At 58.3% G+C, this 23,148-nt stretch carries 23 protein-coding genes; 14 read left to right on the top strand and 9 right to left on the bottom strand.

Going from position 1 to position 23,148, the window contains the following annotated elements:
• Positions 1-47 precede the first annotated feature (47 nt).
• From BUB69_RS12380 to trpE, 5 genes are all read left to right on the top strand, one after another.
• Complete coding sequence (locus tag BUB69_RS12380; protein ID WP_073166866.1) at positions 48-1,295, top strand: ABC transporter permease; 1,248 nt, start codon at positions 48-50, stop codon at positions 1,293-1,295.
• A gap of 11 nt (positions 1,296-1,306) precedes the next feature.
• Positions 1,307-2,131, top strand: a complete 825-nt coding sequence (locus BUB69_RS12375) for an ABC transporter permease (RefSeq protein WP_073166862.1) — start codon at positions 1,307-1,309, stop codon at positions 2,129-2,131.
• A 407-nt stretch (positions 2,132-2,538) separates the two neighbouring features.
• Positions 2,539-3,213 carry a ribulose-phosphate 3-epimerase gene (rpe, locus tag BUB69_RS12370; RefSeq protein ID WP_073166859.1) on the top strand — a complete coding sequence of 225 codons (675 nt, stop codon included), beginning with the start codon at positions 2,539-2,541 and terminating at the stop codon, positions 3,211-3,213.
• Positions 3,210-4,028 carry a phosphoglycolate phosphatase gene (locus BUB69_RS12365; protein ID WP_073166855.1) on the top strand — a complete coding sequence of 273 codons (819 nt, stop codon included), beginning with the start codon at positions 3,210-3,212 and terminating at the stop codon, positions 4,026-4,028. The genes rpe and BUB69_RS12365 overlap by 4 nt, the downstream gene beginning before the upstream one ends.
• A gap of 70 nt (positions 4,029-4,098) precedes the next feature.
• Complete coding sequence (trpE, locus tag BUB69_RS12360) at positions 4,099-5,580, top strand: anthranilate synthase component I (protein WP_073166852.1); 1,482 nt, start codon at positions 4,099-4,101, stop codon at positions 5,578-5,580.
• A gap of 82 nt (positions 5,581-5,662) precedes the next feature.
• Here the strand turns inward: trpE and estP are convergent, their stop codons facing one another.
• A complete protein-coding gene (gene estP / locus BUB69_RS12355; RefSeq protein ID WP_073166849.1) occupies positions 5,663-7,594 on the bottom strand; it encodes an esterase EstP in 1,932 nt (643 codons plus the stop codon).
• 501 nt (positions 7,595-8,095) lie between these two features.
• Between estP and BUB69_RS12350 the strand changes: the two genes are divergently transcribed.
• From BUB69_RS12350 to BUB69_RS12335, 4 genes are read left to right on the top strand one after another with little or no spacing between them, the layout of a single operon-like run.
• Positions 8,096-8,695: an aminodeoxychorismate/anthranilate synthase component II gene (locus tag BUB69_RS12350; protein ID WP_073166847.1), complete on the top strand. Its 600-nt coding sequence runs from the start codon at positions 8,096-8,098 to the stop codon at positions 8,693-8,695.
• Between the two features lie 21 nt (positions 8,696-8,716).
• Positions 8,717-9,766, top strand: a complete 1,050-nt coding sequence (trpD, locus tag BUB69_RS12345; protein ID WP_073166843.1) for an anthranilate phosphoribosyltransferase — start codon at positions 8,717-8,719, stop codon at positions 9,764-9,766.
• Positions 9,763-10,599 (top strand): indole-3-glycerol phosphate synthase TrpC, encoded by an 837-nt coding sequence (gene trpC / locus BUB69_RS12340; RefSeq protein ID WP_073166840.1) that lies wholly within the window; start codon positions 9,763-9,765, stop codon positions 10,597-10,599. Before trpD ends, trpC begins: the two co-directional genes overlap by 4 nt.
• Positions 10,600-10,634: 35 nt before the next feature.
• On the top strand, positions 10,635-11,330 hold the full coding sequence (locus BUB69_RS12335; RefSeq protein WP_073166836.1) for a lipoate--protein ligase family protein: 696 nt from the start codon (positions 10,635-10,637) through the stop codon (positions 11,328-11,330).
• A 10-nt stretch (positions 11,331-11,340) separates the two neighbouring features.
• On the opposite strand, the gene crp is transcribed toward BUB69_RS12335, so the two are convergent.
• Positions 11,341-11,985 carry a cAMP-activated global transcriptional regulator CRP gene (crp, locus tag BUB69_RS12330; protein WP_073166833.1) on the bottom strand — a complete coding sequence of 215 codons (645 nt, stop codon included), beginning with the start codon at positions 11,983-11,985 and terminating at the stop codon, positions 11,341-11,343.
• A 210-nt stretch (positions 11,986-12,195) separates the two neighbouring features.
• On the opposite strand from crp, the gene BUB69_RS12325 reads away from it, so the two are divergent.
• Both BUB69_RS12325 and speD read left to right on the top strand, forming a co-directional pair.
• On the top strand, positions 12,196-12,618 hold the full coding sequence (locus BUB69_RS12325; RefSeq protein ID WP_024687686.1) for an OsmC family protein: 423 nt from the start codon (positions 12,196-12,198) through the stop codon (positions 12,616-12,618).
• Positions 12,619-12,861: 243 nt separating this feature from the next.
• Positions 12,862-13,656, top strand: coding sequence for an adenosylmethionine decarboxylase (speD, locus tag BUB69_RS12320; RefSeq protein ID WP_004885441.1), 795 nt, complete (start codon positions 12,862-12,864; stop codon positions 13,654-13,656).
• Between the two features lie 81 nt (positions 13,657-13,737).
• Here speD and coq7 read toward each other — a convergent pair whose 3' ends face one another.
• From coq7 to hemJ, 5 genes are all read right to left on the bottom strand, one after another.
• Positions 13,738-14,385: a 2-polyprenyl-3-methyl-6-methoxy-1,4-benzoquinone monooxygenase gene (coq7, locus tag BUB69_RS12315; RefSeq protein ID WP_073166829.1), complete on the bottom strand. Its 648-nt coding sequence runs from the start codon at positions 14,383-14,385 to the stop codon at positions 13,738-13,740.
• Between the two features lie 126 nt (positions 14,386-14,511).
• Positions 14,512-14,850, bottom strand: coding sequence for a histidine triad nucleotide-binding protein (locus BUB69_RS12310; RefSeq protein ID WP_073166827.1), 339 nt, complete (start codon positions 14,848-14,850; stop codon positions 14,512-14,514).
• A gap of 94 nt (positions 14,851-14,944) precedes the next feature.
• On the bottom strand, positions 14,945-15,721 hold the full coding sequence (locus BUB69_RS12305) for an SDR family NAD(P)-dependent oxidoreductase (protein WP_073166823.1): 777 nt from the start codon (positions 15,719-15,721) through the stop codon (positions 14,945-14,947).
• A gap of 53 nt (positions 15,722-15,774) precedes the next feature.
• Positions 15,775-16,671 carry a DUF805 domain-containing protein gene (locus BUB69_RS12300; protein WP_073166819.1) on the bottom strand — a complete coding sequence of 299 codons (897 nt, stop codon included), beginning with the start codon at positions 16,669-16,671 and terminating at the stop codon, positions 15,775-15,777.
• A gap of 81 nt (positions 16,672-16,752) precedes the next feature.
• The gene (hemJ, locus tag BUB69_RS12295; RefSeq protein WP_073166816.1) at positions 16,753-17,181 is read right to left on the bottom strand and encodes a protoporphyrinogen oxidase HemJ; all 429 of its coding nucleotides are present in this window, start codon (positions 17,179-17,181) and stop codon (positions 16,753-16,755) included.
• 133 nt (positions 17,182-17,314) lie between these two features.
• Here hemJ and argC point away from each other — a divergent pair, with 133 nt between their 5' ends.
• Together argC and erpA are read left to right on the top strand one after the other, a co-directional pair.
• Positions 17,315-18,349 (top strand): N-acetyl-gamma-glutamyl-phosphate reductase, encoded by a 1,035-nt coding sequence (gene argC, locus BUB69_RS12290; RefSeq protein ID WP_073166812.1) that lies wholly within the window; start codon positions 17,315-17,317, stop codon positions 18,347-18,349.
• A 134-nt stretch (positions 18,350-18,483) separates the two neighbouring features.
• Entirely contained in the window at positions 18,484-18,834 is a 351-nt protein-coding gene (gene erpA / locus BUB69_RS12285) for an iron-sulfur cluster insertion protein ErpA (protein WP_004885454.1), read from the top strand.
• Between the two features lie 64 nt (positions 18,835-18,898).
• Here erpA and BUB69_RS12280 read toward each other — a convergent pair whose 3' ends face one another.
• Positions 18,899-19,993, bottom strand: a complete 1,095-nt coding sequence (locus BUB69_RS12280) for an anhydro-N-acetylmuramic acid kinase (RefSeq protein WP_073166809.1) — start codon at positions 19,991-19,993, stop codon at positions 18,899-18,901.
• Positions 19,994-19,996: 3 nt separating this feature from the next.
• Complete coding sequence (locus tag BUB69_RS12275; protein WP_073166805.1) at positions 19,997-21,424, bottom strand: peptidoglycan DD-metalloendopeptidase family protein; 1,428 nt, start codon at positions 21,422-21,424, stop codon at positions 19,997-19,999.
• A gap of 203 nt (positions 21,425-21,627) precedes the next feature.
• Here BUB69_RS12275 and tyrS point away from each other — a divergent pair, with 203 nt between their 5' ends.
• Positions 21,628-22,839, top strand: coding sequence for a tyrosine--tRNA ligase (tyrS, locus tag BUB69_RS12270; RefSeq protein ID WP_073166802.1), 1,212 nt, complete (start codon positions 21,628-21,630; stop codon positions 22,837-22,839).
• The last annotated feature ends 309 nt before the right edge of the window (positions 22,840-23,148 follow it).

The following is a 23,148-nucleotide window of genomic DNA, read 5'->3' as shown; positions in this document are numbered from 1 at the left end:
CCCTGACTCAGGGAACACCCTCTTCGTTGAAAGATTCGGAGTTCGCTATGGCCACCGCCGTGCCCCTGACTGAAGGCGCCAGCCCCAACTTGAAGCAACGTCTCGCGCGTGCAGAGCGAGTCAATCGCTGGAAGGCCCAGGCACTGATCGCTCCGCTGGTCATCTTCCTGCTGCTGGTGTTTCTGGTGCCCATCGCCGCGCTGCTCTACAAGAGCGTCGGTAACCCGGAAGTCGTTGCCGCCTTGCCGAGCACCGTGATTGAAGTCCAGAAATGGGATGGAAAAGGGCTGCCGCCCGAGTCGGTCTACAAGGCGTTGAGCCTGGACCTGGCTGAAACCCGCAAGAATTCGACCTTGGGCGATCTGTCCCGACGCCTGAACACTGAGCTGGCCGGCTATCGTAGCCTGCTGAGCAAGACGGCGCGTGCCTTGCCGTTCAAGACTGAGCCCGCCTCTTATAAAGAAGCGCTTGAAGCGCTGGATGAACGTTGGGGCGACCCGGCCTACTGGCAGGCTGTGCGCCGCAACACCAGCAGCATCACGCCTTTTTACGTGTTGGCCGCCCTGGATCATCGCATCGATGACCTCGGTGAAGTGGCCCCCGCGACCCCCGATCAAGCGATCTACCTGGACATCTTCGCCCGTACCTTCTGGATGGGCTTTGTCATCACGGTCATCTGTCTGGTGCTGGCGTATCCCCTGGCGTATTTGCTCGCCAGCCTGCCGTCCCGCCAAAGCAACCTGCTGATGATTCTGGTGCTGCTGCCGTTCTGGACCTCAATCCTGGTGCGTGTTGCTGCGTGGATTGTTCTGTTGCAATCGAGTGGTCTGATCAATAGCGCGCTGCTGGCAATGGGTATCATCGACAAGCCGCTGGAGCTGGTCTTCAACCGGGTCGGCGTGTACATCTCGATGGTGCACATCATGCTGCCTTTCATGATCCTGCCGATCTACAGCGTGATGAAGAACATCTCGCCGACCTACATGCGCGCCGCGATTTCGCTGGGCTGCCATCCGTTCACCAGCTTCTGGCGCGTGTACTTCCCGCAGACCTATGCCGGCATCGGCGCGGGCTGCCTGCTGGTGTTCATTCTGTCGATCGGCTACTACATCACCCCGGCCTTGCTGGGCAGCCCGAACGATCAGATGGTCAGTTACTTCGTCGCGTTCTATACCAACACCAGCATCAACTGGGGCATGGCGACGGCGCTGGGCGGCCTGCTGCTGTTGGCGACCATCGTGCTGTATCTGATTTATAGCTGGCTGGTCGGCGCAAGCCGCCTGCGTCTGAGCTGAGGAGCGTCACCATGTTGAATCCCTACACATCGCCGATCGAGCGCATCTGGTACTTCGCGTTACGCATCCTGTGCGCGCTGGTGCTGCTGTTTCTGGTGCTGCCGGTTCTGGTTATCGTGCCGTTGTCGTTCAACTCCGGCAGCTTTCTGGTCTACCCGCTGCAGGGCTTTTCGCTGCAGTGGTACCAGGACTTTTTCAACTCTGCCGAGTGGATGCGCTCGCTGAAGAACAGCATGATTGTCGCCCCGGCGGCGACGCTGCTGGCCATGGTGTTCGGAACACTGGCGGCGATAGGGCTGACGCGGGGCAACTTCCCCGGCAAGGCGCTGGTCATGGCGCTGGTGATTTCGCCGATGGTGGTGCCTGTGGTCATTGTCGGTGTGGCCAGCTATTTGTTCTTCGCGCCGCTTGGACTGGGCAACAGCTACACCTCGCTGATTCTGGTGCATGCGGTGCTGGGTGTGCCGTTCGTGATCATCACGGTGTCGGCGACCCTGCAGGGTTTCAACCACAATCTGGTGCGTGCGGCGGCCAGCCTCGGTGCGTCGCCGCTGACAGCGTTCCGCCGGGTGACCTTGCCTTTGATCGCGCCGGGGGTAATTTCCGGCGCGCTGTTTGCCTTCGCGACGTCGTTCGATGAAGTCGTGGTGACACTGTTCCTCGCAGGCCCGGAGCAGGCCACCTTGCCGCGCCAGATGTTCAGCGGCATTCGCGAAAACCTCAGCCCGACCATCGCGGCGGCGGCAACCTTGCTGATCGGTTTTTCGGTGGTGTTGCTGCTGGTGCTCGAATGGCTGCGTGGGCGCAGCGAGAAGTTGAGGACGCAGGCGGCTTGATGCCGTTGCGCGATTCAATCTGGCAGGCAGTTTGCGGCCGATGCATTTCTTGTGGGAGCGAGCTTGCTCGCGAAAGCTGTAGTTCAGTCACCACATCAGCAGCGGCTGGACTGTCCTCTTCGCGAGCAAGCTCGCTCCCACGGTTAATGTATTGGCCGCGAGACAGCGCCGCGTCGAAGCCCATTCAATCTGGCAGGCAGTTTGCGGCCGATGCATTTCTTGTGGGAGCGAGCTTGCTCGCGAAAGCTGTAGTCCAGCCGCCACATCAGCAGCGGATGGACTGTCCTCTTCGCGAGCAAGCTAATGTGTTGGTCGCGAGAGGGACACCTGAAAAGTGCACCTGCGACATATTGAGAAACGTTGGAGTACAATGCGCGCCACCGTGATTCTGCTCAAACAGGTGCGCCATGCAGCCCTTCGTTATTGCCCCATCGATTCTTTCCGCTGACTTCGCCCGTCTGGGTGAGGAAGTCGACAATGTTCTGGCCGCTGGCGCGGACTTCGTGCATTTCGATGTCATGGACAACCACTACGTCCCGAACCTGACCATTGGTCCGATGGTGTGCAGCGCGCTGCGTAAATACGGCGTAACAGCACCTATCGATGTGCACCTGATGGTCAGCCCTGTGGATCGCATCATCGGCGATTTCATCGAGGCCGGTGCGACCTACATTACCTTCCACCCCGAAGCCACCCAGCACATCGACCGCTCGCTGCAGTTGATCCGCGAAGGCGGTTGCAAGTCGGGCCTGGTGTTTAACCCGGCCACGCCGCTGAACCTGCTGGAATACGTCATGGACAAGGTCGACATGATCCTGCTCATGAGCGTCAACCCGGGTTTCGGTGGTCAGAAGTTCATTCCCGGCACGCTTAACAAACTGCGCGAAGCGCGGGCGCTGATCGACGCGTCGGGGCGTGATATTCGTCTGGAGATCGATGGCGGCGTCAACGTCAATAACATCCGCGAAATCGCAGCGGCTGGCGCTGATACATTTGTGGCCGGCTCGGCCATCTTCAATGCGCCCGATTACCGTGAAGTGATTGAGAAAATGCGTGCCGAACTGGCGTCTGCCCGCGCATGAACGGCTTCGAGCAGCTGTTTGCAGGTCAACTGCCCAGGCTGATCATGTTCGATCTGGACGGAACCCTGGTGGACTCCGTACCGGATCTGGCCGTAGCAGTGGACAAGATGCTGCTGCAACTCGATCGTCCGGCAGCGGGGCTTGAGTCGGTCCGTGCCTGGGTCGGCAACGGCGCTCCGGTATTGGTGCGCAGGGCGCTGGCCAATGACATCGAGCACAGTGGCGTTGATGACGCGCTGGCCGAGCGCGGGCTTGAACTGTTCATGGAAGCGTACGCGGAAAAGCACGAGTTCACCGTGGTCTATCCCGGCGTGCGTGAAACCCTGAAGTGGCTGCAGAAGATGGGCGTGCAGATGGCGCTCATCACCAACAAGCCGGAGCGCTTTGTTGCACCGCTGCTCGATGAAATGAAGCTGGGGCGGTTCTTTCGCTGGATCGTGGGCGGCGACACCATGCCGCAAAAGAAGCCCGACCCTGCTGCGCTGTTCTTCGTCATGAAAATGGCCGGTGTGCCCGCTTCGCAGTCGCTGTTTGTCGGCGACTCGCGCAGCGATGTGCAGGCGGCCAAAGCCGCTGGTGTGGCGTGCGTTGCCTTGAGTTATGGCTACAACCACGGTCGCCCGATTGCCGAGGAATCTCCAGCCATGGTGATCGATGATCTGCGCAAGCTGATTCCCGGTTGCCTGGATCAGGACGCTGAGATACTGTTGCCCGACATCGAACGTCCCTCCCTTAGAGATTCCATCGTGGTGGTCACTCGCAAACTCTGGATGAAAGTCATGAAGGCCCTGGCCCGCTGGCGTTGGCGCGCCTGACTTGATCCTGGCCGGCTCGCCGGTACGTTTGCCTATTTGACCGATTTTTCCTCAAACCACGAGGTTGCTCATGAACCGTGAAGAATTCCTGCGTTTGGCCGCTGACGGCTACAACCGCATCCCGCTTGCCCGCGAAACCCTGGCCGACTTTGACACGCCGCTGTCCATCTACCTGAAGCTGGCTGACCAGCCGAACTCTTATCTGCTGGAGTCGGTGCAGGGCGGCGAGAAATGGGGGCGTTACTCGATCATCGGTTTGCCATGCCGCACCGTGATGCGCGTGCACGGTCATCGCGTCAGCATTACCCATGATGGCGTCGAGATCGAGAGCCATGAAGCCGAAGACCCGCTGGCGTTCGTCGAAGCCTTCAAGGCGCGCTACAACGTGCCGACCATTGCCGGTCTGCCGCGCTTCAACGGCGGGCTGGTGGGCTACTTCGGTTATGACTGCGTGCGGTACGTCGAGAAGCGTCTGGCGAACTGTCCGAACCCGGATCCGCTGGGCGTGCCCGATATCCTGCTGATGGTGTCCGATGCGGTCGTGGTGTTCGACAATCTGGCGGGCAAGATGCACGCCATCGTGCTGGTCGATCCGGCGCTACAGGACGCCTACGAGCAGGGTCGCAAGCAGCTCGATGAGCTGATGGACAAACTGCGCCAGCCCATCACGCCGCGTCGTGGCCTGGACCTGGATCGACCGCCTGCGCCTGATCCGGTGTTTCGTTCAAGCTTCACGCAGGACGATTACGAAGCTGCGGTCGATACCATCAAGCAGTACATCCTGGCGGGCGACGTGATGCAGGTTGTGCCGTCGCAACGCATGTCCATCGACTTCAAGGCCGCGCCCATCGATCTGTACCGGGCGCTACGTTGCTTCAACCCGACGCCTTACATGTACTTCTTCAACTTCGGTGACTTCCATGTCGTCGGCAGTTCGCCGGAAGTGCTGGTGCGGGTCGAGGACAATCTGATCACGGTACGTCCGATTGCTGGCACACGCCCGCGTGGTGCCAACGAAGAGGCTGACCTTGCGCTGGAAAAAGACCTGCTGTCCGATGACAAGGAAATTGCCGAGCACCTGATGCTGATTGATCTAGGCCGCAACGACACGGGTCGTGTTTCGGAAGTCGGTACGGTCAAGCTGACCGAGAAGATGGTCATCGAGCGTTATTCCAATGTGATGCACATTGTTTCCAACGTCACCGGTCAGTTGAAAGAAGGCCTGACGGCAATGGATGCACTGCGGGCGATTCTGCCAGCGGGCACCTTGTCGGGCGCACCAAAGATTCGCGCCATGGAAATCATCGACGAGCTGGAACCGGTCAAGCGCGGCGTGTATGGCGGGGCAGTGGGTTACTTTGCCTGGAACGGCAATATGGACACTGCCATCGCAATTCGCACCGCTGTGATCAAGAACGGCGAGCTGCATGTGCAGGCCGGCGGCGGGATTGTGGCGGACTCTGTCCCGGCGCTGGAGTGGGAAGAAACCCTCAACAAACGTCGTGCAATGTTCCGTGCCGTGGCGCTGGCGGAGCAGACAGCAGGGGAGTGAGCTGTTCAGTTCGCTCCGCCTGACCGAATGTTGCTGATCGTTCCTGCGCGCTGTGCAGGAACGACCGGGAACCGACCTCCGATCAGAAATTCAGGCTTAACGCCACGTTCGCGCCTTGCTGGGTCACGTCATCATTCTTGCGCCAGTTGTAGTTGGCGCGCAGCGTGAGGTCCTGAGTGAGTTTCTGACTGACGCCCACTGTGGCTCGGTTGAGGTTGCGTTGCGGGGTGTAGCCGTCCAGCGTGAAGTCGATGGATGGCACGCTGTTAAGTGACATTCTCACGTTCTGCTGATCGGTTTCGAACTCCCGTTCACGCGCCACTTCTCCCCAGAGCTGAGTCGAAGGCGTGACGTCGAACTTGCCCTGTAAGCCTACGCCTGCGCGTTTTGACTTGCGTGTCTGATCGCCAAAGGTCAGGGCCGTCGAGCGAGCGCCTTCCTCTGAGTAGCCGTCCACATCGATGTGCGCATAGTCCGCGCTGATGAAGGGTGACAGGTGCCAGCGGCTGGCCATGCCCGCAATGTCGAAACCGACGCGTGCGCTCACCGCCCACAGCTCACCCTCGGTATCGCCCTTCTCCTGACCCTCGCTCACGCCCAGCGCGAACTTGCGCTCGGCGTTTTCGTAATCCAGCTTGCCGCCGGACGCTGCCAGATCGCCCCACCAGTGATTGGCCTGATACTGCAGAAACGCAGTGGCGATGTAGCTGTTGAGTTTGTAGTCCGAGTCTCTTGGGCCTGCCTCAAGGTTCTGTCGATAGGCGCCGGCAACTACGCCTGTACGCCAGTTCTCGGCGAAACGGTAGCTGGTGCCAATGGTCAGGCTGTAGCCCTTGCCGTCAGCATCGGCAGAAGTGTCCTGGGCATCGATGTCGAGCTTCTGACCGCCCGCCGAGAGAATGCCTTGCCACTGACCCACCGCCTGCCAGTTGCCGAAGTCGCTGAGCCACTGGGCATGCAGCTCGTCCTGATGAGCACGCAAGGTGCTGTTGGCCATTTCAGGCAGCAGGGTGATTTCCCAAGGCGCCGACAGCAATGAATACGCATAGTCGGCCAGCAAGCGCTGGCCGGCTTCGGTCGGGTGGACGCGATCATTGAAGAACAACCGGCTCGGATTCGGTGTCGCACTGGACCTGCCGTTGGTAGTGCTTTCCCGGCAGCTGTCGCCGCTAAAACAGGTGCTGACCAGGTTTTCGTTGGAGTCGAACCCGAAACGTGCCGGTTCAGCGAGGATTTCATTGATCAGCAACGGAACGTTCAGCGGAATGATCTGAGCATTGATCTGTGCCAGTCGGCTGACCAGTTGCTGATTGAAACCCGCGCTGAGTGCTGAAGTTGCCGAAGCCAGTGGCGAACCACTCAAGGCTGGCGTTTTACCGATATCCGGCAGCAACCAGACCATGATGTAGCGTGCACCGGCCTGTTGCAGGGCTTGCGCGCTGTCAGCCAACTGATTGGCAGCTTGTGCGGCGCTGCCGGCACTCAACACACGACCCTGCAGAAAATCGTTGCCGCCCCCGGTCAGGTAATACAGCGCGTTAGGGTCAGCGCGCAGTCCGTTGGCCGGAAGATAGCCGGTCCGGCTGCGCAGGACGGTCTGCGAGCCATTGGTGATGGGCGTCACCGCGTCGGATCGCGTCGTGATCGAATCCAGAATCTGGTCGGTCCGATAGCCGCCCACCGCCCAGTTGTTGCCATCTGGCAAGCCCAGCGCGGCATTGACCGGCGAGGTCGAGGCTGCCAGATCGCCAGCGGGTACATTGAGCATCCTGCCGATGAGTGTTGAAGAGTTGAGGTTATAGACCTCGCCGCTGCCATCCTGGTACGTCGGACCGACGCGGTTGGTGAAGCGCAGGGTGGAACCGGCAGGCCCGCCGGTGTCGGGGAACTGCCCTGCGTCGGCCAGACTGTCGCCGAACACCACCATGGTCGAGTAGGGCGCGGCAACGGCCGTGCTGCAGGCCAGCGAAAGCAGACAGGCCGCAAAGGGCCAGCGCCTTGATGTCGTGATCATGAGAAAAGATCCTTTCCTGTGTTTTTATTCTGTCTAGGAAACGTAGCAAGCCTCTTCATGACCGCCAGCGCTATCGAAAGTTACCGCCCAGTGGTTGGCCTATCACTGAGGTAAATTATGCAGCCCCGTCTGTCCATTCATGGAAAAGCACGTGTGCGCTTTCGGTACTTTTCACATCCATGAATAGCCTTTCGCTATCGTACAATGATATTGCACCGTGCAGCCGGGTACGCTAATGTCCCGAAACGTACCGATGAGACCCCTTCCGTGACGATTGTCAGCAAACTCTTGATGCGCGTTATCAAGGCTCACGCCCGCTGGCGTTGGCGCGCCTGACTATTTCCTTGCCGGCCCTGCCGGATCCGCACCTGTATGTCTTCAATTCGTCATGTTCTCCCGCCACTGTCACGTCATTCGATGCGGCTGAACAGGCGGATGCTTGAGCGAGTGGCGATCTGAAGGCATGAACAAAGTCAGTAAATTCAAAAGGCTAATAGCAAAATGCTGCTGATGATCGATAACTATGATTCCTTTACCTATAACGTCGTGCAGTACCTGGGTGAACTGGGTGCCGACGTTAAGGTCATCCGCAATGACGAGCTGACCATCGCCCAGATCGAAGCCTTGAACCCTGAGCGTATCGTTGTCTCGCCGGGTCCTTGTACACCCAATGAAGCCGGTGTCTCGCTGGAGGTGATCAATCACTTCGCGGGCAAATTGCCGATTCTGGGTGTGTGCCTGGGGCATCAGTCCATTGGTCAGGCGTTTGGCGGCGACGTGGTGCGTGCGCGTCAGGTCATGCACGGCAAGACCAGCCCGGTCATCCACGAAGACCAGGGCGTGTTCGAGGGTCTGAACCATCCTTTGGTCGTCACGCGTTACCACTCGCTGGTGGTCAAGCTGGACACGCTGCCAGAGTGCCTGGAAGTGACCGCATGGACGGCACACGACGACGGTTCGGTCGATGAAATCATGGGCCTGCGTCACAAGACACTGAACGTCGAAGGGGTGCAGTTTCACCCCGAGTCGATCCTGACCGAGCAGGGCCACGAGCTGTTCGCCAATTTCCTCAAGCAGCGCGGCGGCAGTCGTCAGGGTTAAGGACTTTTTATGAATACCCCCATGAATATCAAAAGCGCGCTGAACCGCGTGGTCAACCAGCTGGACCTGACCACTGACGAGATGCGTGACGTCATGCGCGAGATCATGACCGGGCAATGCACCGAATCGCAGATCGGTGCGTTTCTGATGGGCATGCGCATGAAGAGCGAGACCATCGACGAGATCGTCGGCGCGGTGTCGGTCATGCGTGAACTGGCCGACCAGGTCGAGTTACAAACCCTGGAAGGGGTTGTCGATATCGTCGGCACCGGCGGCGACGGCGCCAACATCTTCAACGTCTCGACGGCCTCAGCCTTTGTGATCGCGGCAGCGGGTTGCACCGTGGCCAAGCACGGCAACCGTGCAGTCTCGGGCAAGAGCGGCAGTGCTGATCTGCTGGAGGCGGCGGGCGTTTACCTGAACCTGACGCCGGTCCAGGTCGCGCGCTGCATTGACAGCGTCGGCATCGGCTTCATGTTTGCCCAGTCTCACCATCGCGCCATGAAGCATGCTGCCGGCCCTCGGCGTGATCTGGGCTTGCGCACCCTGTTCAACATGCTCGGCCCGCTGACGAATCCGGCGGGTGTCCGCCACCAGGTTGTGGGAGTGTTTAATCAGGCGCTGTGCCGTCCGCTGGCCGAAGTGCTGCTGCGACTGGGCAGCAAGCATGTGCTGGTGGTGCATTCGCAGGATGGGCTGGATGAGTTCAGCCTGGCCGCTCCGACCTTTGTCGCGGAACTCAAGAACGGCGAAGTGACCGAATACTGGGTGCAGCCTGAAGACCTGGGCATCAAGAGCCAGAGCCTTTATGGGCTGGCGGTCGAAGGTCCGGCGGCCTCGCTCGAGCTGATTCGTGATGCACTGGGGCGTCGCAAGACCGAGAACGGCCAGAAAGCGGCTGAAATGATTGTGCTCAATGCCGGCGCTGCGCTTTATGCCGCTGACCATGCCACCAGCCTGAAAGAAGGCGTGGCACTGGCGCATGATGCGTTGCACACCGGCCTTGCGCGGGAAAAACTGGAAGAGTTGGGCGCCTTCACGGCAGTGTTCAAACAGGAGAATGAAGGATGAGCGTACCAACCGTACTGGAAAAGATTCTCGCCCGTAAGGCCGAGGAAATCGCGGCTCGTCGCGCCATCGTCAGCCTGGCGGAACTGGAGCAGCAAGCCGCTGCGGCCGACGCGCCACGAGGCTTTGCCGATGCCATGATCACGCAGGTCAAAAAGAAACAGCCTGCGGTCATCGCAGAGATCAAGAAGGCTTCGCCGAGCAAGGGCGTTATCCGCGAAAACTTCCTGCCGGCAGACATTGCCAGAAGTTATCAGGCGGGTGGCGCAACCTGCCTGTCAGTCCTGACGGACGTCGATTTCTTTCAGGGTGCTGATGCGTACTTGCGCGAAGCGCGTGCAGCTTGCAATTTGCCGGTGATCCGCAAGGATTTCATGATTGACCCTTATCAGGTCGTCGAGGCGCGTGCTCTGGGCGCCGACTGCATCCTGTTGATCGTGTCTGCGCTGGACGATGGGCAGATGGCGGAGCTGGCTGCCGTCGCCAAGGGCGTCGGGCTGGATGTGCTGGTCGAAGTGCACGATGGCGACGAGCTTGAACGCGCGCTCAAGACCCTCGACACTCGGCTGGTCGGTATCAATAACCGCAACCTGCACACCTTCGACGTCAGTCTGGAAACCACGCTGGACCTGCTGCCGCGCATTCCTCGCGACCGGATCGTGATCACCGAAAGCGGCATCCTCAATCGCGCGGACGTCGAGTTGATGGAAATCAGTGACGTCTACGCGTTTCTGGTGGGCGAGGCGTTCATGCGCGCCGAACATCCGGGAACCGAATTGCAGCGTCTGTTCTTCCCTGAGCGTGGCAGCCCGGTGAGCGGCTCGACGCTCGACTGACAGCGGTCAGACCGACCATGACCCAGAGGCCCAGCATGTCGGACTCGATCATCGATATCTGTGTGGAAAAAGGCCTGCAGATTGAGCAGGATCTGCTGGCCTCGGTCGGGGCGGGTGAGTCCGATCACGGGTTGCTGTTCTGGCGGCCCAATGATCGGGCGCTGGTCATGCCGCGACGCATGAGCCGCTTGCCGGGCTTTGTCGAAGCCAGTGAAACGCTGTCCGATAACGGTTGGCCGATTCTGTTGCGAGAAACCGGTGGTGAGCCGGTGCCACAGTCATCGGCTACGGTGAACATCGCATTGGTCTACGCGCAGCCATCAACTGACGTGGATCGCGACCGGATCGAGACGGCCTATCGACGCCTGTGTCAGCCCATTCTCGATCTGCTGGTGGAGCTGGGAGGGCAGGCTTCGCTGGGCGAGGTCGAAGGTGCGTTCTGTGACGGTCGCTTCAACGTCAACCTCAACGGTCGCAAGATGGTCGGAACGGCCCAGCGCTGGCGCCAGAGTCAGGGTGGATCACGGCCCGTCGTACTGGCCCATGCCGCCTTGCTGCTGGAGAACGAGCGTGTGCCCATGGTGGCTGCGGTCAATCGCTTCAATGAGCTGTGCGAACTGGATGCCAGGGTTCGGGCTGAAAGCCACATCGCCCTGCAGGAAGTGTTTGCCCAGGATGATGTCCTTGAGCGTCTGATCCGATCCTACCGGCAACTGCTCGCGCGGTTGTGACAGGCTGCGATCAGCGCGTGCCGAACACCACCATGGTCTTGCCCTTGACGTTGATCAGGCTCTGCTCTTCCAGAGCCTTGAGTACGCGTCCGACCATTTCCCGCGAACACCCCACGATGCGTCCGATTTCCTGACGGGTGATCTTGATCTGCATGCCATCAGGATGGGTCATGGCATCCGGTTGCCTGCACAGGTCCAGCAACGTACGGGCCACGCGTCCGGTGACATCCAGAAACGCCAGGTCGCCCACCTTGCGTGTGGTGTTGCGCAGGCGATCCGCCATCTGGCTGCCAAGGGCGTAAAGGATTTCCGGCTCCTGCTGAGTCAGCTCACGAAACTTCACGTAAGTGATTTCAGCCACTTCGCACTCGGTCTTGGCGCGCACCCAGGCACTGCGTACCGATTCATGGCCGGGCTGTTCGAAAAGACCCAGTTCGCCGAAGAAATCTCCGCTGTTGAGGTAGGCGATAATCATCTCCCGGCCTTCATCATCCTCGATCAGAACCGTGACTGACCCTTTGATAATCAAGAACAACGACTCAGAACTGTCACCGGCATTGATGATATTGCTTTTGGCTGCGCAGCGACGACGTTGTGCGTGGGGAAGAAGCTTGTCCAGACTCTTTGTTTTTGATGTAAGTGTGATCGCGACCATGCGTAACTTCCGAAAAAAGACCTTCGCCAAATGGCATACCTGTAGGTATCGGCTGCACCTGCAATCTCGCCAGCTTTTCGACGAATGGCGGGCTCAATTTACGAAACTTCCTACACATTAGCTACATATCCCATTTTTCTTTACGCAGCCGGGCGATAGAGCAGCCCTATGCTAAGCTGACGACCCTTTTTTAGCAGTGGAGTCTTGGCGATGAAGGCACGCATCCAATGGGCTGGCGAAGCCATGTTCCTCGGCGAGTCCGGCAGCGGGCATGTGGTGGTCATGGACGGCCCGCCTGAAAGCGGCGGTCGCAACCTGGGCGTTCGGCCCATGGAAATGGTCCTGATCGGTCTGGGCGGTTGCAGCAACTTCGACGTGGTGAGCATCCTTAAAAAGTCTCGTCAGCCGGTCGAAAGTTGCGAGGCGTTTCTTGAAGCCGAACGCGCTGACGAAGACCCGAAAGTCTTCACCCGCATTCATTTGCACTTTGTCGTTAAAGGTCGAGGGCTGAAAGAAGCCCAGGTCAAACGGGCCATCGAGCTGTCTGCAGAAAAGTATTGCTCGGCCTCGATCATGCTTGGCAATGCGGGCGTGAAGATCACTCACGATTATGAAATCGTCGAGCTGGGCTGACATCCAGACATCCAACGATCATAAAAACGGCGCACACTCTGGCAGACGGCTTCGGACGTCTGCATAATGCGCCACTTTTTCAGGGCACAGCATGCATGGGTTTTCTGCTGTTGTGCCCGAGCAGACAACCAAAATCGCCAACGCGAAGAGGTGTTAACCGTCCTACGCAGCTGAGCCGGACTCATCTGACGGGCATGCTTGATCACGCGGCTGGCGCCGCACACATATAGAGAGTTTTTAACGGTGAAAAGCAAACTCAAGCTCCACGGGTTCAATAACCTGACAAAGACCTTGAGCTTCAACATTTATGACATCTGCTATGCGGAAACCCCGCAGGACCAGCAGGCGTACGTCGAATACATCAACAGTGTGTATGACGCAGAACGCCTGACGCGGATTCTGACCGATGTTGTCGATATCATTGGTGCCAATATCCTGAACATCGCGCGTCAGGATTACGATCCTCAGGGTGCCAGTGTGACCATTCTGATCTCCGAGCAGCCGGTAACGCCTACCGAAAGCCAGATCGAAGAGTCGCCAGGTCCACTGCCGGAAACCATTCTGGCTCACCTGGACAAGAGCCACATCACGGTTCACACCTACCCGGAAATTCACCCGGTGGATGGCATTGCCACATTCCGAGTGGATATCGATGTGTCGACCTGTGGCGTTATTTCACCGCTCAAGGCGTTGAACTACCTGATTCACAAGTTCGAGTCGGATATCGTGACAGTCGATTATCGCGTGCGCGGTTTTACCCGTGACGTGGAAGGCAAGAAGCACTTCATCGATCACGAGATCAACTCGATCCAGAACTACCTGTCCGAAGACACTCGCAACGGTTACCAGATGACCGACGTGAACGTGTACCAGGAAAACCTGTTCCACACCAAGATGCTGCTCAAAGAGTTCGAACTGGACAACTACCTGTTCGGCGACGCGACCAGCAACCTGTCCACTGAACAGCGTGAACAGGTCACCGCGAAGGTCAAGCACGAGATGCTCGAGATCTTCTACGGTCGTAACGTAGCGGTCTGAATGCAACTGCATTGACCGGCACGGACTGCCGCAACGAAAAAGGCGCCTTTTAAAGGCGCCTTTTTTGTGCGTGCGATCCGCTCAGATGCGATAGGTACTCTTGGTCATGACTTTGGCCAGAATACTCATGCCAAACTTGATCGGTGCCGGAAAGCGGAAACCGCCTGCCTCCAGCGCAGATTCGGCATGATGCTCTTCATCGCTGAGCATCTGTTCGAGGATCGCCCGAGACTTGTCATCTTCGGCCGGCAGCTGTTCAAGGTGTTCGCTCAGGTGCTTGCAGACCTGATCTTCCGTCGCTGCAACAAACCCAAGGCTCACTCGGTCGCTGATAATGCCAGCCGCTGCACCGATACCGAAGGACAGGCCGTAGAACAATGGATTCAACACGCTGGTGTGGCTGCCAAGCTGATGAATACGCTGCTCGCACCAGACCAGATGGTCGATTTCTTCTTCGGCGGCGTGCTCCATGGCTTTGCGTACCTTGGGCAGTTTGGCGGTCAATGCCTGCCCCTGATACAGCGCCTGGGCGCAGACTTCGCCGGTATGGTTAATGCGCATCAGACCCGCGACATGGCGCGTTTCGACATCGCTCATGGTGCGATCAGGCTGCACGATGGCAGGCGACGGTCGCTGCGAGTGGCCGCTCGACGGCAGCAGCGTGCGCATCGCGCTATCGGCTTGCAGTAAAAGACGGTCAATGGGGGAGTAGTGACGTTCGGTAGCCATGGGCACCTCCGGTTGGGTCCATGGAAGGCAGTTTACCCGAATCAGCAGGGGAGGGTTTGGGCATGTACCGCCTTGCCGGCTTCCAGGGTGCAAGCCTGGCAAGGCGTACTCTGCGCAACGGCTGACTCAGCCCGGCGGCCAGTTCATCTGGCGTTGACCCAGTACGTGCATGTGAATGTGATAAACGGTCTGTCCACCCAGCTCGTTGCAGTTCATGACCACACGAAAGCCATCTTCACAGCCCAGCTCCTTGGCCAGGCGCTGCGCCGTGAACAGGATATGACCGGCCAGACCTTTGTCGTCCTCGGTCAGGTCATTCAGTGTGCGGATGGGCTTTTTGGGGATAACCAGAAAGTGCACGGGAGCCTGAGGGGCAATGTCGTGGAAGGCCAGCACCTGATCGTCTTCGTAGATGATCTTTGCCGGTATTTCCCGATTGATGATCCTGGTGAACAAAGTATCCACAGCCGTGTGCTCCTTGTCGGTTGATGATTATCTGCAGGTTATCGATGCGACCGAGTGTACTGAGCGAGGCAGGCCCCGCCCAGCCCTTTGTCGATCAGCGCGGGCAGCATGACTTGTTGATGTAGCCGCTGATTTGCCGTGTCACCCAGCGCGATACGAGGCGTGGGCTGAACGTCCAGAGTCTGTTGCGCCAGCCGGGTATGATCACGGCGCGATTCTTTGCCAGGGCCCGCACGGTGTAGAGCGCAACCTCTTCGGCACTGATCATGTTTTCGGTGTTGACCTTGAGCTGCGCCGTGCGGAAGAACGCAGTGCGGGTCGGGCCAGGGCACAGTACCGACACCTTGACCCCGGTTTTTTTCACTTCTTCACGCAGGCCTTCGGAGAAATGCAGGACGTAAGCCTTGCTCGCGTAGTACGTGCTCATCCACGGACCTGGCTGAAACGCCGCCACGGACGCGACATTGAGAATCTGCCCGCCGCCCTGAATCGCCATCAGGTTGCCGACGGTATGACACAGGCGTGTGAGCGCCAAAATGTTCAGGTCGATCAGGTCCTGTTCCGCGCCCCAGTCCTGGGCCAGAAACGGGCCACAGGTGCCGATGCCCGCTGCGTTTACCAAGAGGTCGATCTGATGCGCGCCGTCTTCCAGTTCAAGCAGAAACCCGGAGAGACGCAACGGCTCGCCCAGATCACATGCGCGAAACAGCACCTCCACGCCAAAGCGCTGCGTCAGCTCCAGCGCGATGGTTTCCAGCTGATCCCGCTGGCGAGCGACCAGAATAAGGCTGCGGCCACGGCGCGCCAGTGCCTCGGCCATGGCCAGGCCGATGCCGCTGGATGCGCCAGTGATCAGGGCGTAACGGGTCATGCAGTTCTCCATTGAGCATAATGCGGTCGGCAGTTTACCGGGCCGCGAGCCCTTTATTGCTTCTCGGTGTTGTCTTCGGGCGATTTTTCCACATCGGCAGCGTTCGTTTGAACGCTGTCCCGCTCTGCTTCGTCGTCGTAGGGCAGGGACTGTTCGTACTCATCTGTCTGAACGTCCAGTTCGTCCTTGATCGCATCCACGCCGCCGGAAAGGCTGCCCACAATAATCAGAGGAATCAACAAGACCCACAGTCCGGCCAATATCTTGACTGCACGTGAGTTAGGCGGCTGGGGGGCGCCGTACTTGTTCGGGCCTTTGGTGCCGGGTATGGCCGTCATCAGGATCGGAAAGAAGCTGCCCACGAAGGGCACAAGGTTCAGCAGTAAAAGCCAGCCCGACCAGCCGATATCGTGCAGTCTCCTGATGCCCATTTGAGCGGCGAGGAGTGCGTACGCCATCAGCAGAACCGCGAACAGCAGCCCGCCGGCCACCAATGACTGGGTCAGGAAACTGACTGTGATGAGCGACAGCGGTAACAAGGTCACGCTAAGGACCAGAATCCACGCCAGATAACGCAGACGGCCGATACGGCCCTGAATACCGAACACCTTGAGCGTGGACGGCTCGGCAAACTCCGTTCCGACCTGCGATTTTGGAGGGGCATAAGGCGAGGCGGACGGTTGAGCCTCTGTTTTATTGAGACTCAGGCTGATGGCTGGATCCGGTTCGATCCGCGCTTCGACGCCTGCATCATTGAGGGCGTTCACATAGCGCTCCGCCTCGTCATGAGGCAGACCCCGCTTGAGCGCGACAGGGTGTCCGCTGAACAGTTTTTCCACCGCAGCGGCTTCGCTACTGAATAGCCTGGCGAGATTGGCTTTCGCCACTTCGGGTTCAACGCCTGGGCGCACCTGCCCTTCGAATACGATTTTGAAGTGGGTATCGGCCATACAGGGCTTCCTTGTCTTGAAGTGAGAGCGAACCAGGCGCCGCCGCGTGGGGCACCTGTTTTACAGGCTGTGTCACCGCGATCAGAAAGGTCTGACGATGACCAGAATGACGATGGCAAGCAGGATCAGAACCGGAATTTCATTGAACCAGCGGTAGAACACATGGCTACGACCATTCTCGCCGCGGGCGAAACGTTTGACCTGCGCGCCACAGACATGGTGGTAACCGATCAGCAACACGACCAGCGTAAGCTTGACGTGCATCCAGCCCTGACTGAAGTAGCCGCTGGGGTTGAAGCTGATCAGCCAGCCGCCGAAGATCAGGGTCGCGATCATTGCGGGTCCCATGATGCCTCGGTACAGCTTGCGCTCCATGATGCAGAACCGGTCCCGGCTGATGGTGTCTTCGCTCATCGAGTGATAAACAAACAGCCGTGGCAGGTAGAAGAGACCTGCAAACCAGCAGACCATTGAAATGATGTGCAGTGCTTTGATCCATAAATAGAGCATTTTTAGTTATTCCCAGGTTCACGGTGGCCGAATAGTAGAGGCTTGGGTGTCCATACGTCACGTTGTCGGTTGTCGCAGAGGCCATAGGCCCATATTATCGACCGCTTTCCAGTTGTTTCGTTGAGGGCAGGTTATGGTCAAGGTCGGTATCGTCGGTGGCACGGGTTACACCGGGGTCGAACTGCTGCGTCTGTTGGCACAGCATCCGCAAGCTGAAGTGGTGGTGATTACTTCTCGCTCGGAGGCCGGTCTTCCTGTCGCCGATATGTACCCTAACCTGCGAGGCCATTACGACGGTCTGGCATTCAGCGTCCCGGACGTGCAGACACTGGGCGCGTGTGATGTCGTGTTTTTCGCCACCCCGCATGGTGTCGCTCACGCACTCGCCGGCGAATTGCTGGCTGCCGGCACCAGGGTGATCGACCTGTCTGCCGACTTCCGCTTGCAGGACTCGGATGAGTGGGCCAAATGGTACGGCCAGCCCCATGGTGCCCCAGAGCTGTTGAAAGATGCGGTCTACGGCCTGCCTGAAGTCAATCGTGAGCAGATCAAGACGGCGCGCCTGATTGCGGTGCCCGGCTGCTACCCGACCGCCACTCAGCTAGGTTTTCTGCCGCTGCTTGAAGCGGGCATTGCCGATAACGGGCGGCTGATTGCCGACTGCAAGTCGGGTGTGAGCGGCGCAGGGCGCGGGTTGAACATCGGCTCGCTGTACTCGGAAGCCAACGAAAGCTTCAAGGCGTACGCTGTCAAAGGTCACCGTCACTTGCCTGAAATCACCCAGGGCCTGCGCCGCGCAGCCGGCGGCGATGTTGGCCTGACGTTCGTTCCGCATCTGGTGCCCATGATTCGTGGTATCCATTCCACTCTGTACGTAACGGTCACTGACACCTCTGTGGATCTACAGGCGCTGTTCGAGAAGCGTTACGCCGATGAGCCGTTCGTGGATGTTATGCCAGCTGGCAGCCATCCCGAGACGCGCAGTGTGCGCGGTGCCAACGTCTGCCGCATTGCGGTGCATCGTCCGCAGGGTGGCGATCTGGTCGTCGTGCTGTCGGTTATCGACAATCTAGTCAAGGGCGCTTCAGGCCAGGCGGTTCAGAACATGAACATCATGTTTGGTCTGGACGAGCGTCTGGGCCTGTCTCATGCCGGGATGATGCCGTAAGTTCCGACTCGGGCGGCAAGCGAACATAACCTTCGCTTGCCGCTGCTCTGCAAATAGTTGACCGATTTTCTAGGACAAGCGGATAATGCCCGTCATTACGCATTACGACGGCTTAACGCCGGGAGATATCTGACATGAGTGTCGAATCCTTCACTCCGACGGCTTTGGAATTCACCCCTGGTGCAGCGCACAAGGTGAAGTCTCTGGTCGATGAAGAGGGCAATGATCGCCTTAAACTGCGTGTCTTCGTGACCGGCGGCGGTTGCTCCGGCTTCCAGTACGGCTTCACGTTCGATGAAGACGTCGCAGACGATGACACCATCGTCGAGCGCGAAGGCGTCAGCCTGGTGGTCGACCCAATGAGCTTCCAGTACCTGGCAGGTGCCGAGGTGGATTATCAGGAAGGGCTGGAAGGTTCGCGCTTCGTGATCAAGAATCCGAATGCTTCCACTACCTGCGGTTGTGGGTCGTCGTTCTCGATCTGACAACGCATCGCAGTCATGAAAAACGCCGCTCATTGAGCGGCGTTTTTCATTCTGGCGTCCGACATCAGGCGGGGTAGATAGCGCCCAGCACGCGCAGCCCCTTGGCGCCGGTGACCGTTGGCCGATTGGCCGGTACGCTCTCCAGGCAGCAGTGCGCGAGCCAGGCAAAAGCCATCGCTTCGACCCAGTCAGGATCAACCCCGAATTTGGCTGTGCTGCTGACACGGGTATTGGGTAGCAGCTCGGCCAAACGGTTCATCAGCGCAGTGTTGTGAGCGCCACCACCGCAGACCAGCAGTTCCATGGTGCTGGACTGGGCTGACTGCAGGGATTCGGTAATGGTAAGCGCAGTCAGTTCAAGCAGCGTAGCCTGCACATTCTCTGGCGCCAGGGTCGGCAGCTGGAACAGATGATGATGCAGCCAGCCAAGATTGAACACCTCACGGCCGGTGCTCTTCGGCCCCTTGGTCAGGAAGAACTGGTCGCTCAACAGGGTTTTCAGCAGCGCTGCGTCTACCTGACCGCTCGCCGCCCATGCACCATCCTTGTCATAGCTCTGATTGCGTTGCGACTGGATCCAGGCATCGAGCAATACGTTGCCAGGACCACAGTCGAAACCCGAAACCGGGCGATCAGACTCGATCAGGCTTAGGTTGCTGAACCCCCCGATGTTGAGCACTGCGCGATGCTCCTTGTTGTCATCGAACAGGGCTTCGTGGAAGGCAGGCACCAACGGGGCCCCCTGACCACCTGCCGCAATGTCGCGACGGCGGAAGTCGCTTACCACTGTGATCTCGGTCAGCTCGGCGAGCAGCGCAGGGTTGCCGATCTGGATACTGAAGCCGCGTGCAGGTTCGTGACGGATGGTCTGACCATGGCTGCCGATGGCACGGATCTGACCGGCCACCATGTTCTGCTCCTTGAGCAGGGTCAATACACCCTGGGCAACCAGACGACACCATTTCTGCTCGGCGAGGGCGGCTCGCGTGAGCTCATCCGTGCCGCTTGAGCAGAGGCTCAGTAGTTCCGCATGCAGGTCTTCCGGCATGGGAATGTAGTGAGTTGCCAGAAGTCTTGGTCGGTCATCCTGCTCCAATAGGGCGATATCAATCCCATCGAGGCTGCTGCCGGACATCACACCTATATAGAAGAAGGCCATGGATTACCTTTTATTCGAGGCCAGCGTGGTGGCCTTTTCCTGGTCCATACGCGCCATCAACGGTTGGCTTTGCTGCATGAACCGCTGTTTTTCGGACTTGGCGATCGGATCCGCCATCGGAAGTTTCTGACCCAACGGGTCGACGTGTACGCCGTTGACCTGGAATTCATAATGCAGGTGCGGGCCCGTCGACAAGCCGGTTGTTCCAATATAGCCGATCACCTGACCTTGTTTGACCGATCCACCGGTTTGTACGCCTTTGGCGAAACCTTGCATATGGCCGTAGAGCGTGCGGTAGGTATCGCCGTGTTGAATGATCACGGTGTTGCCGTAGCCGCCGCGACGACCGGCAAGAATCACTTTGCCATCACCGGTTGCCTTGATTGGCGTGCCACGTGGCGCTGCGTAATCGACACCTTTGTGAGCGCGGATCTTGTTGAGAATCGGGTGTTTGCGGCCCATGGAGAACATTGAGCTGATGCGGGCGAAGTCCACCGGAGTACGGATGAACGCTTTGCGCATGCTGTTGCCATCGGCGGTGTAGTAATTGGTGTTGCCTTGCTTGTTGGTGTAACGGACCGCGGTGTAGGTCTTTCCGCGATTGGTGAAGCGGGCCGACAGAATGTTGCCGGTGCCGACGCTCTTGCCATTGACTACTTTCTGCTCGTAGACGACGTCGAATTCATCGCCCTTGCGGATGTCCTGGGCGAAGTCGATGTCGTAGCCAAAGATGTTGGCCATATCCATGGTCATGCTGTGGGTCAGGCCTGCGCGCTGCGCCGACTGCGACAGCGAGCTGTTGATCACACCATGGACATAGGCATTACGGACGTTGGGTTTGCTGACTTCGCGATTGAACGTGAAGCCTGCGGCCGTTTTGGACAGGCTGATGGTTTCGAGTTCGCTGAGTTTTGTGTGCAGCTGTTTCAACTGTCCATCAGGCGTGAGCTCGAACTGCAGGACCTGACCGTTCTGCAGCTTGCTGAACTGCTTGGACTGTTTGTCGCTGGCCAGTACTTCATGAACCGTGGCGGCTGGAAGGCCTACTTTTTCAAACAGGGTAGACAGCGTGTCGCCCTTGGCGACGACCACTTCCCGATGATTAGGGTTTTTAACCGCTTCAGGGATCTGTTTCTTCGCTTCGGGTTGAGTGCTCGCCGTTTCTGAAGTCTGTTCTTCAGTGTTATCGATCTGTGCAAATGGCGATTCAGCGCTTTCAGGTGTGGCTTGGGCGGCGTCTGGAGCGTCTTGATCCTGTGCGTTCTGATCTGACGGCATCTCCAGATCAAGAACCAGATTGGTACGTTTGGCTTCGACTTCGCTGGAAGGGAAAACCAGAAGAGCCAGGCTCAGCAGGGCGGCGATGCCGCTTGCAGCGAGCAGATGACTCTTCGGATAAAGCGGGGGCGCTTTAGGCGGTGTGTCTATCATAGGTAATTTTGACTTTGAAAAAGGTGAAAAGGAAAAGATGAATGACATGATGAAGATGAAATAACTGTATAAAATATAACCAAAACCTGCCCGAAGCAACCCTTCCCACGAATCCCTTCCTGATTCGTAGGTGAGTGCTGGGCAAAAACTTGTAATTGGGCTCTGATCTTGTATGGTTGGTTCCCTTTAAATTAGGGGCTGATATGAAGTCGGTTGAAGAGCAGCTGGCGCTGATCAAGCGCGGCGCGGATGAACTCCTGGTCGAGGCCGAACTGGTCGCCAAAATCAAGCGCGGCCAGCCGCTACGCATCAAGGCCGGATTCGACCCGACGGCGCCCGATCTGCATCTGGGTCATACCGTCCTTATTAATAAGCTGCGTCAATTCCAGGAGCTGGGCCATCAGGTCATCTTCCTGATAGGCGACTTCACCGGCATGATCGGTGATCCGAGCGGCAAGAGTGCCACTCGTCCGCCGCTGACCCGTGAACAGGTTCTGGAGTACGCAGAAACCTATAAGGCTCAGGTGTTCAAGATCCTTGATCCGGCCAAGACAGAGGTCGCGTTCAACTCTACCTGGATGGACAAGCTCAGTCCGGCAGACTTCATTCGACTGTCTTCCCAGTACACGGTAGCGCGCATGCTGGAGCGTGATGACTTCGACAAGCGCTATAAAGGCAGTCAGCCGATTGCCATCCACGAATTCCTCTACCCGTTGGTGCAAGGCTACGATTCGGTCGCGTTGCGCGCCGATGTCGAGTTGGGTGGTACGGATCAGAAATTCAACCTGCTGATGGGTCGTGAGCTTCAGCGTGCGTATGGTCAGGAGCCGCAGTGCATTCTGACCATGCCGCTGCTCGAAGGTCTGGATGGCGTCAAGAAGATGTCCAAGTCCCTGGGTAACTACGTCGGCATCCAGGAAGCGCCGGGCATCATGTACAACAAGCTGGTGTCGATGCCTGACTCGCTGATGTGGCGCTACTTCGAGCTGCTGAGCTTTCGCTCCATGGAAGAGATCGAAGGCTTCAAGGCTGATTGTGAGGCGGGTGCCAATCCGCGTGACATCAAGATCAAGCTGGCAGAAGAGCTGGTCGCTCGTTTCCATGGTGAAGAGGCGGCCGCCAATGCGCACCGTTCTGCGGGCAACCGTATGAAAGAAGGTGAGCTGCCGGACGATCTGCCGGAGATTTCCGTCAGCGCTGCTGAAGATATGCCGATCTCGGCCGTCCTTAATAAAGCAGGCCTGGTAAAGAACTCCGCCGTTGCTCGTGATCTGTTGGCTTCCGGTGGTGTGCGTATAGATGGTGAGGTCGTTGATCGCAGCTTTATCTTTAAGCTGGGTTCTACGCATGTCTGTCAGGCCGGGAAGAAGGCTTTTGGGCGCGTTACTCTGGTTTCTGAAGAAAGTTCAAAATAACGGTTGACGCGCTCTGTGATGTGTCTATAATTCGCCCCACTTCCGGCGCAGACGGAAACGAAAAATCCTTGAGATTCAATGAGTTACAAGGGTTTATCGGATGAGGTCAGCGAGGAAGCAGGTCGAGTTTGTTTGAATCGACAGCGGTGAGAAAAAAGAGTTTGACACGCGGTTGTAACGCTGTAGAATTCGCCTCCCGCTGACGAGCAGCGCAGAGTTGGTCGAAGCGCAAGTGATTGAAGTTGATCGGGAAAAACGAAAAACTTCAGAAAATAATCGCTTGACAGATACAGAGGACGCTGTAGAATG

This window comes from Pseudomonas asturiensis, assembly GCF_900143095.1.
GTDB lineage: Bacteria > Pseudomonadota > Gammaproteobacteria > Pseudomonadales > Pseudomonadaceae > Aquipseudomonas > Aquipseudomonas asturiensis.
Note: the sequence above shows the minus strand (reverse complement) of the source record. Positions and strands in the feature narration are given on the sequence as shown.

Excerpts from the sequence above, each read along its gene's own strand:
- BUB69_RS12380 (WP_073166866.1), top strand. The coding sequence starts at position 48 with ATGGCCACCGCCGTGCCCCTGACTGAAGGCGCCAGCCCCAACTTGAAG.
- BUB69_RS12375 (WP_073166862.1), top strand. The coding sequence starts at position 1,307 with ATGTTGAATCCCTACACATCGCCGATCGAGCGCATCTGGTACTTCGCG.
- rpe (WP_073166859.1), top strand. The coding sequence starts at position 2,539 with ATGCAGCCCTTCGTTATTGCCCCATCGATTCTTTCCGCTGACTTCGCC.
- BUB69_RS12365 (WP_073166855.1), top strand. The coding sequence starts at position 3,210 with ATGAACGGCTTCGAGCAGCTGTTTGCAGGTCAACTGCCCAGGCTGATC.
- trpE (WP_073166852.1), top strand. The coding sequence starts at position 4,099 with ATGAACCGTGAAGAATTCCTGCGTTTGGCCGCTGACGGCTACAACCGC.
- estP (WP_073166849.1), bottom strand. The coding sequence starts at position 7,594 with ATGATCACGACATCAAGGCGCTGGCCCTTTGCGGCCTGTCTGCTTTCG.
- BUB69_RS12350 (WP_073166847.1), top strand. The coding sequence starts at position 8,096 with ATGCTGCTGATGATCGATAACTATGATTCCTTTACCTATAACGTCGTG.
- trpD (WP_073166843.1), top strand. The coding sequence starts at position 8,717 with ATGAATATCAAAAGCGCGCTGAACCGCGTGGTCAACCAGCTGGACCTG.
- trpC (WP_073166840.1), top strand. The coding sequence starts at position 9,763 with ATGAGCGTACCAACCGTACTGGAAAAGATTCTCGCCCGTAAGGCCGAG.
- BUB69_RS12335 (WP_073166836.1), top strand. The coding sequence starts at position 10,635 with ATGTCGGACTCGATCATCGATATCTGTGTGGAAAAAGGCCTGCAGATT.
- crp (WP_073166833.1), bottom strand. The coding sequence starts at position 11,985 with ATGGTCGCGATCACACTTACATCAAAAACAAAGAGTCTGGACAAGCTT.
- BUB69_RS12325 (WP_024687686.1), top strand. The coding sequence starts at position 12,196 with ATGAAGGCACGCATCCAATGGGCTGGCGAAGCCATGTTCCTCGGCGAG.
- coq7 (WP_073166829.1), bottom strand. The coding sequence starts at position 14,385 with ATGGCTACCGAACGTCACTACTCCCCCATTGACCGTCTTTTACTGCAA.
- BUB69_RS12305 (WP_073166823.1), bottom strand. The coding sequence starts at position 15,721 with ATGACCCGTTACGCCCTGATCACTGGCGCATCCAGCGGCATCGGCCTG.
- BUB69_RS12300 (WP_073166819.1), bottom strand. The coding sequence starts at position 16,671 with ATGGCCGATACCCACTTCAAAATCGTATTCGAAGGGCAGGTGCGCCCA.
- hemJ (WP_073166816.1), bottom strand. The coding sequence starts at position 17,181 with ATGCTCTATTTATGGATCAAAGCACTGCACATCATTTCAATGGTCTGC.
- argC (WP_073166812.1), top strand. The coding sequence starts at position 17,315 with ATGGTCAAGGTCGGTATCGTCGGTGGCACGGGTTACACCGGGGTCGAA.
- erpA (WP_004885454.1), top strand. The coding sequence starts at position 18,484 with ATGAGTGTCGAATCCTTCACTCCGACGGCTTTGGAATTCACCCCTGGT.
- BUB69_RS12280 (WP_073166809.1), bottom strand. The coding sequence starts at position 19,993 with ATGGCCTTCTTCTATATAGGTGTGATGTCCGGCAGCAGCCTCGATGGG.
- BUB69_RS12275 (WP_073166805.1), bottom strand. The coding sequence starts at position 21,424 with ATGATAGACACACCGCCTAAAGCGCCCCCGCTTTATCCGAAGAGTCAT.
- tyrS (WP_073166802.1), top strand. The coding sequence starts at position 21,628 with ATGAAGTCGGTTGAAGAGCAGCTGGCGCTGATCAAGCGCGGCGCGGAT.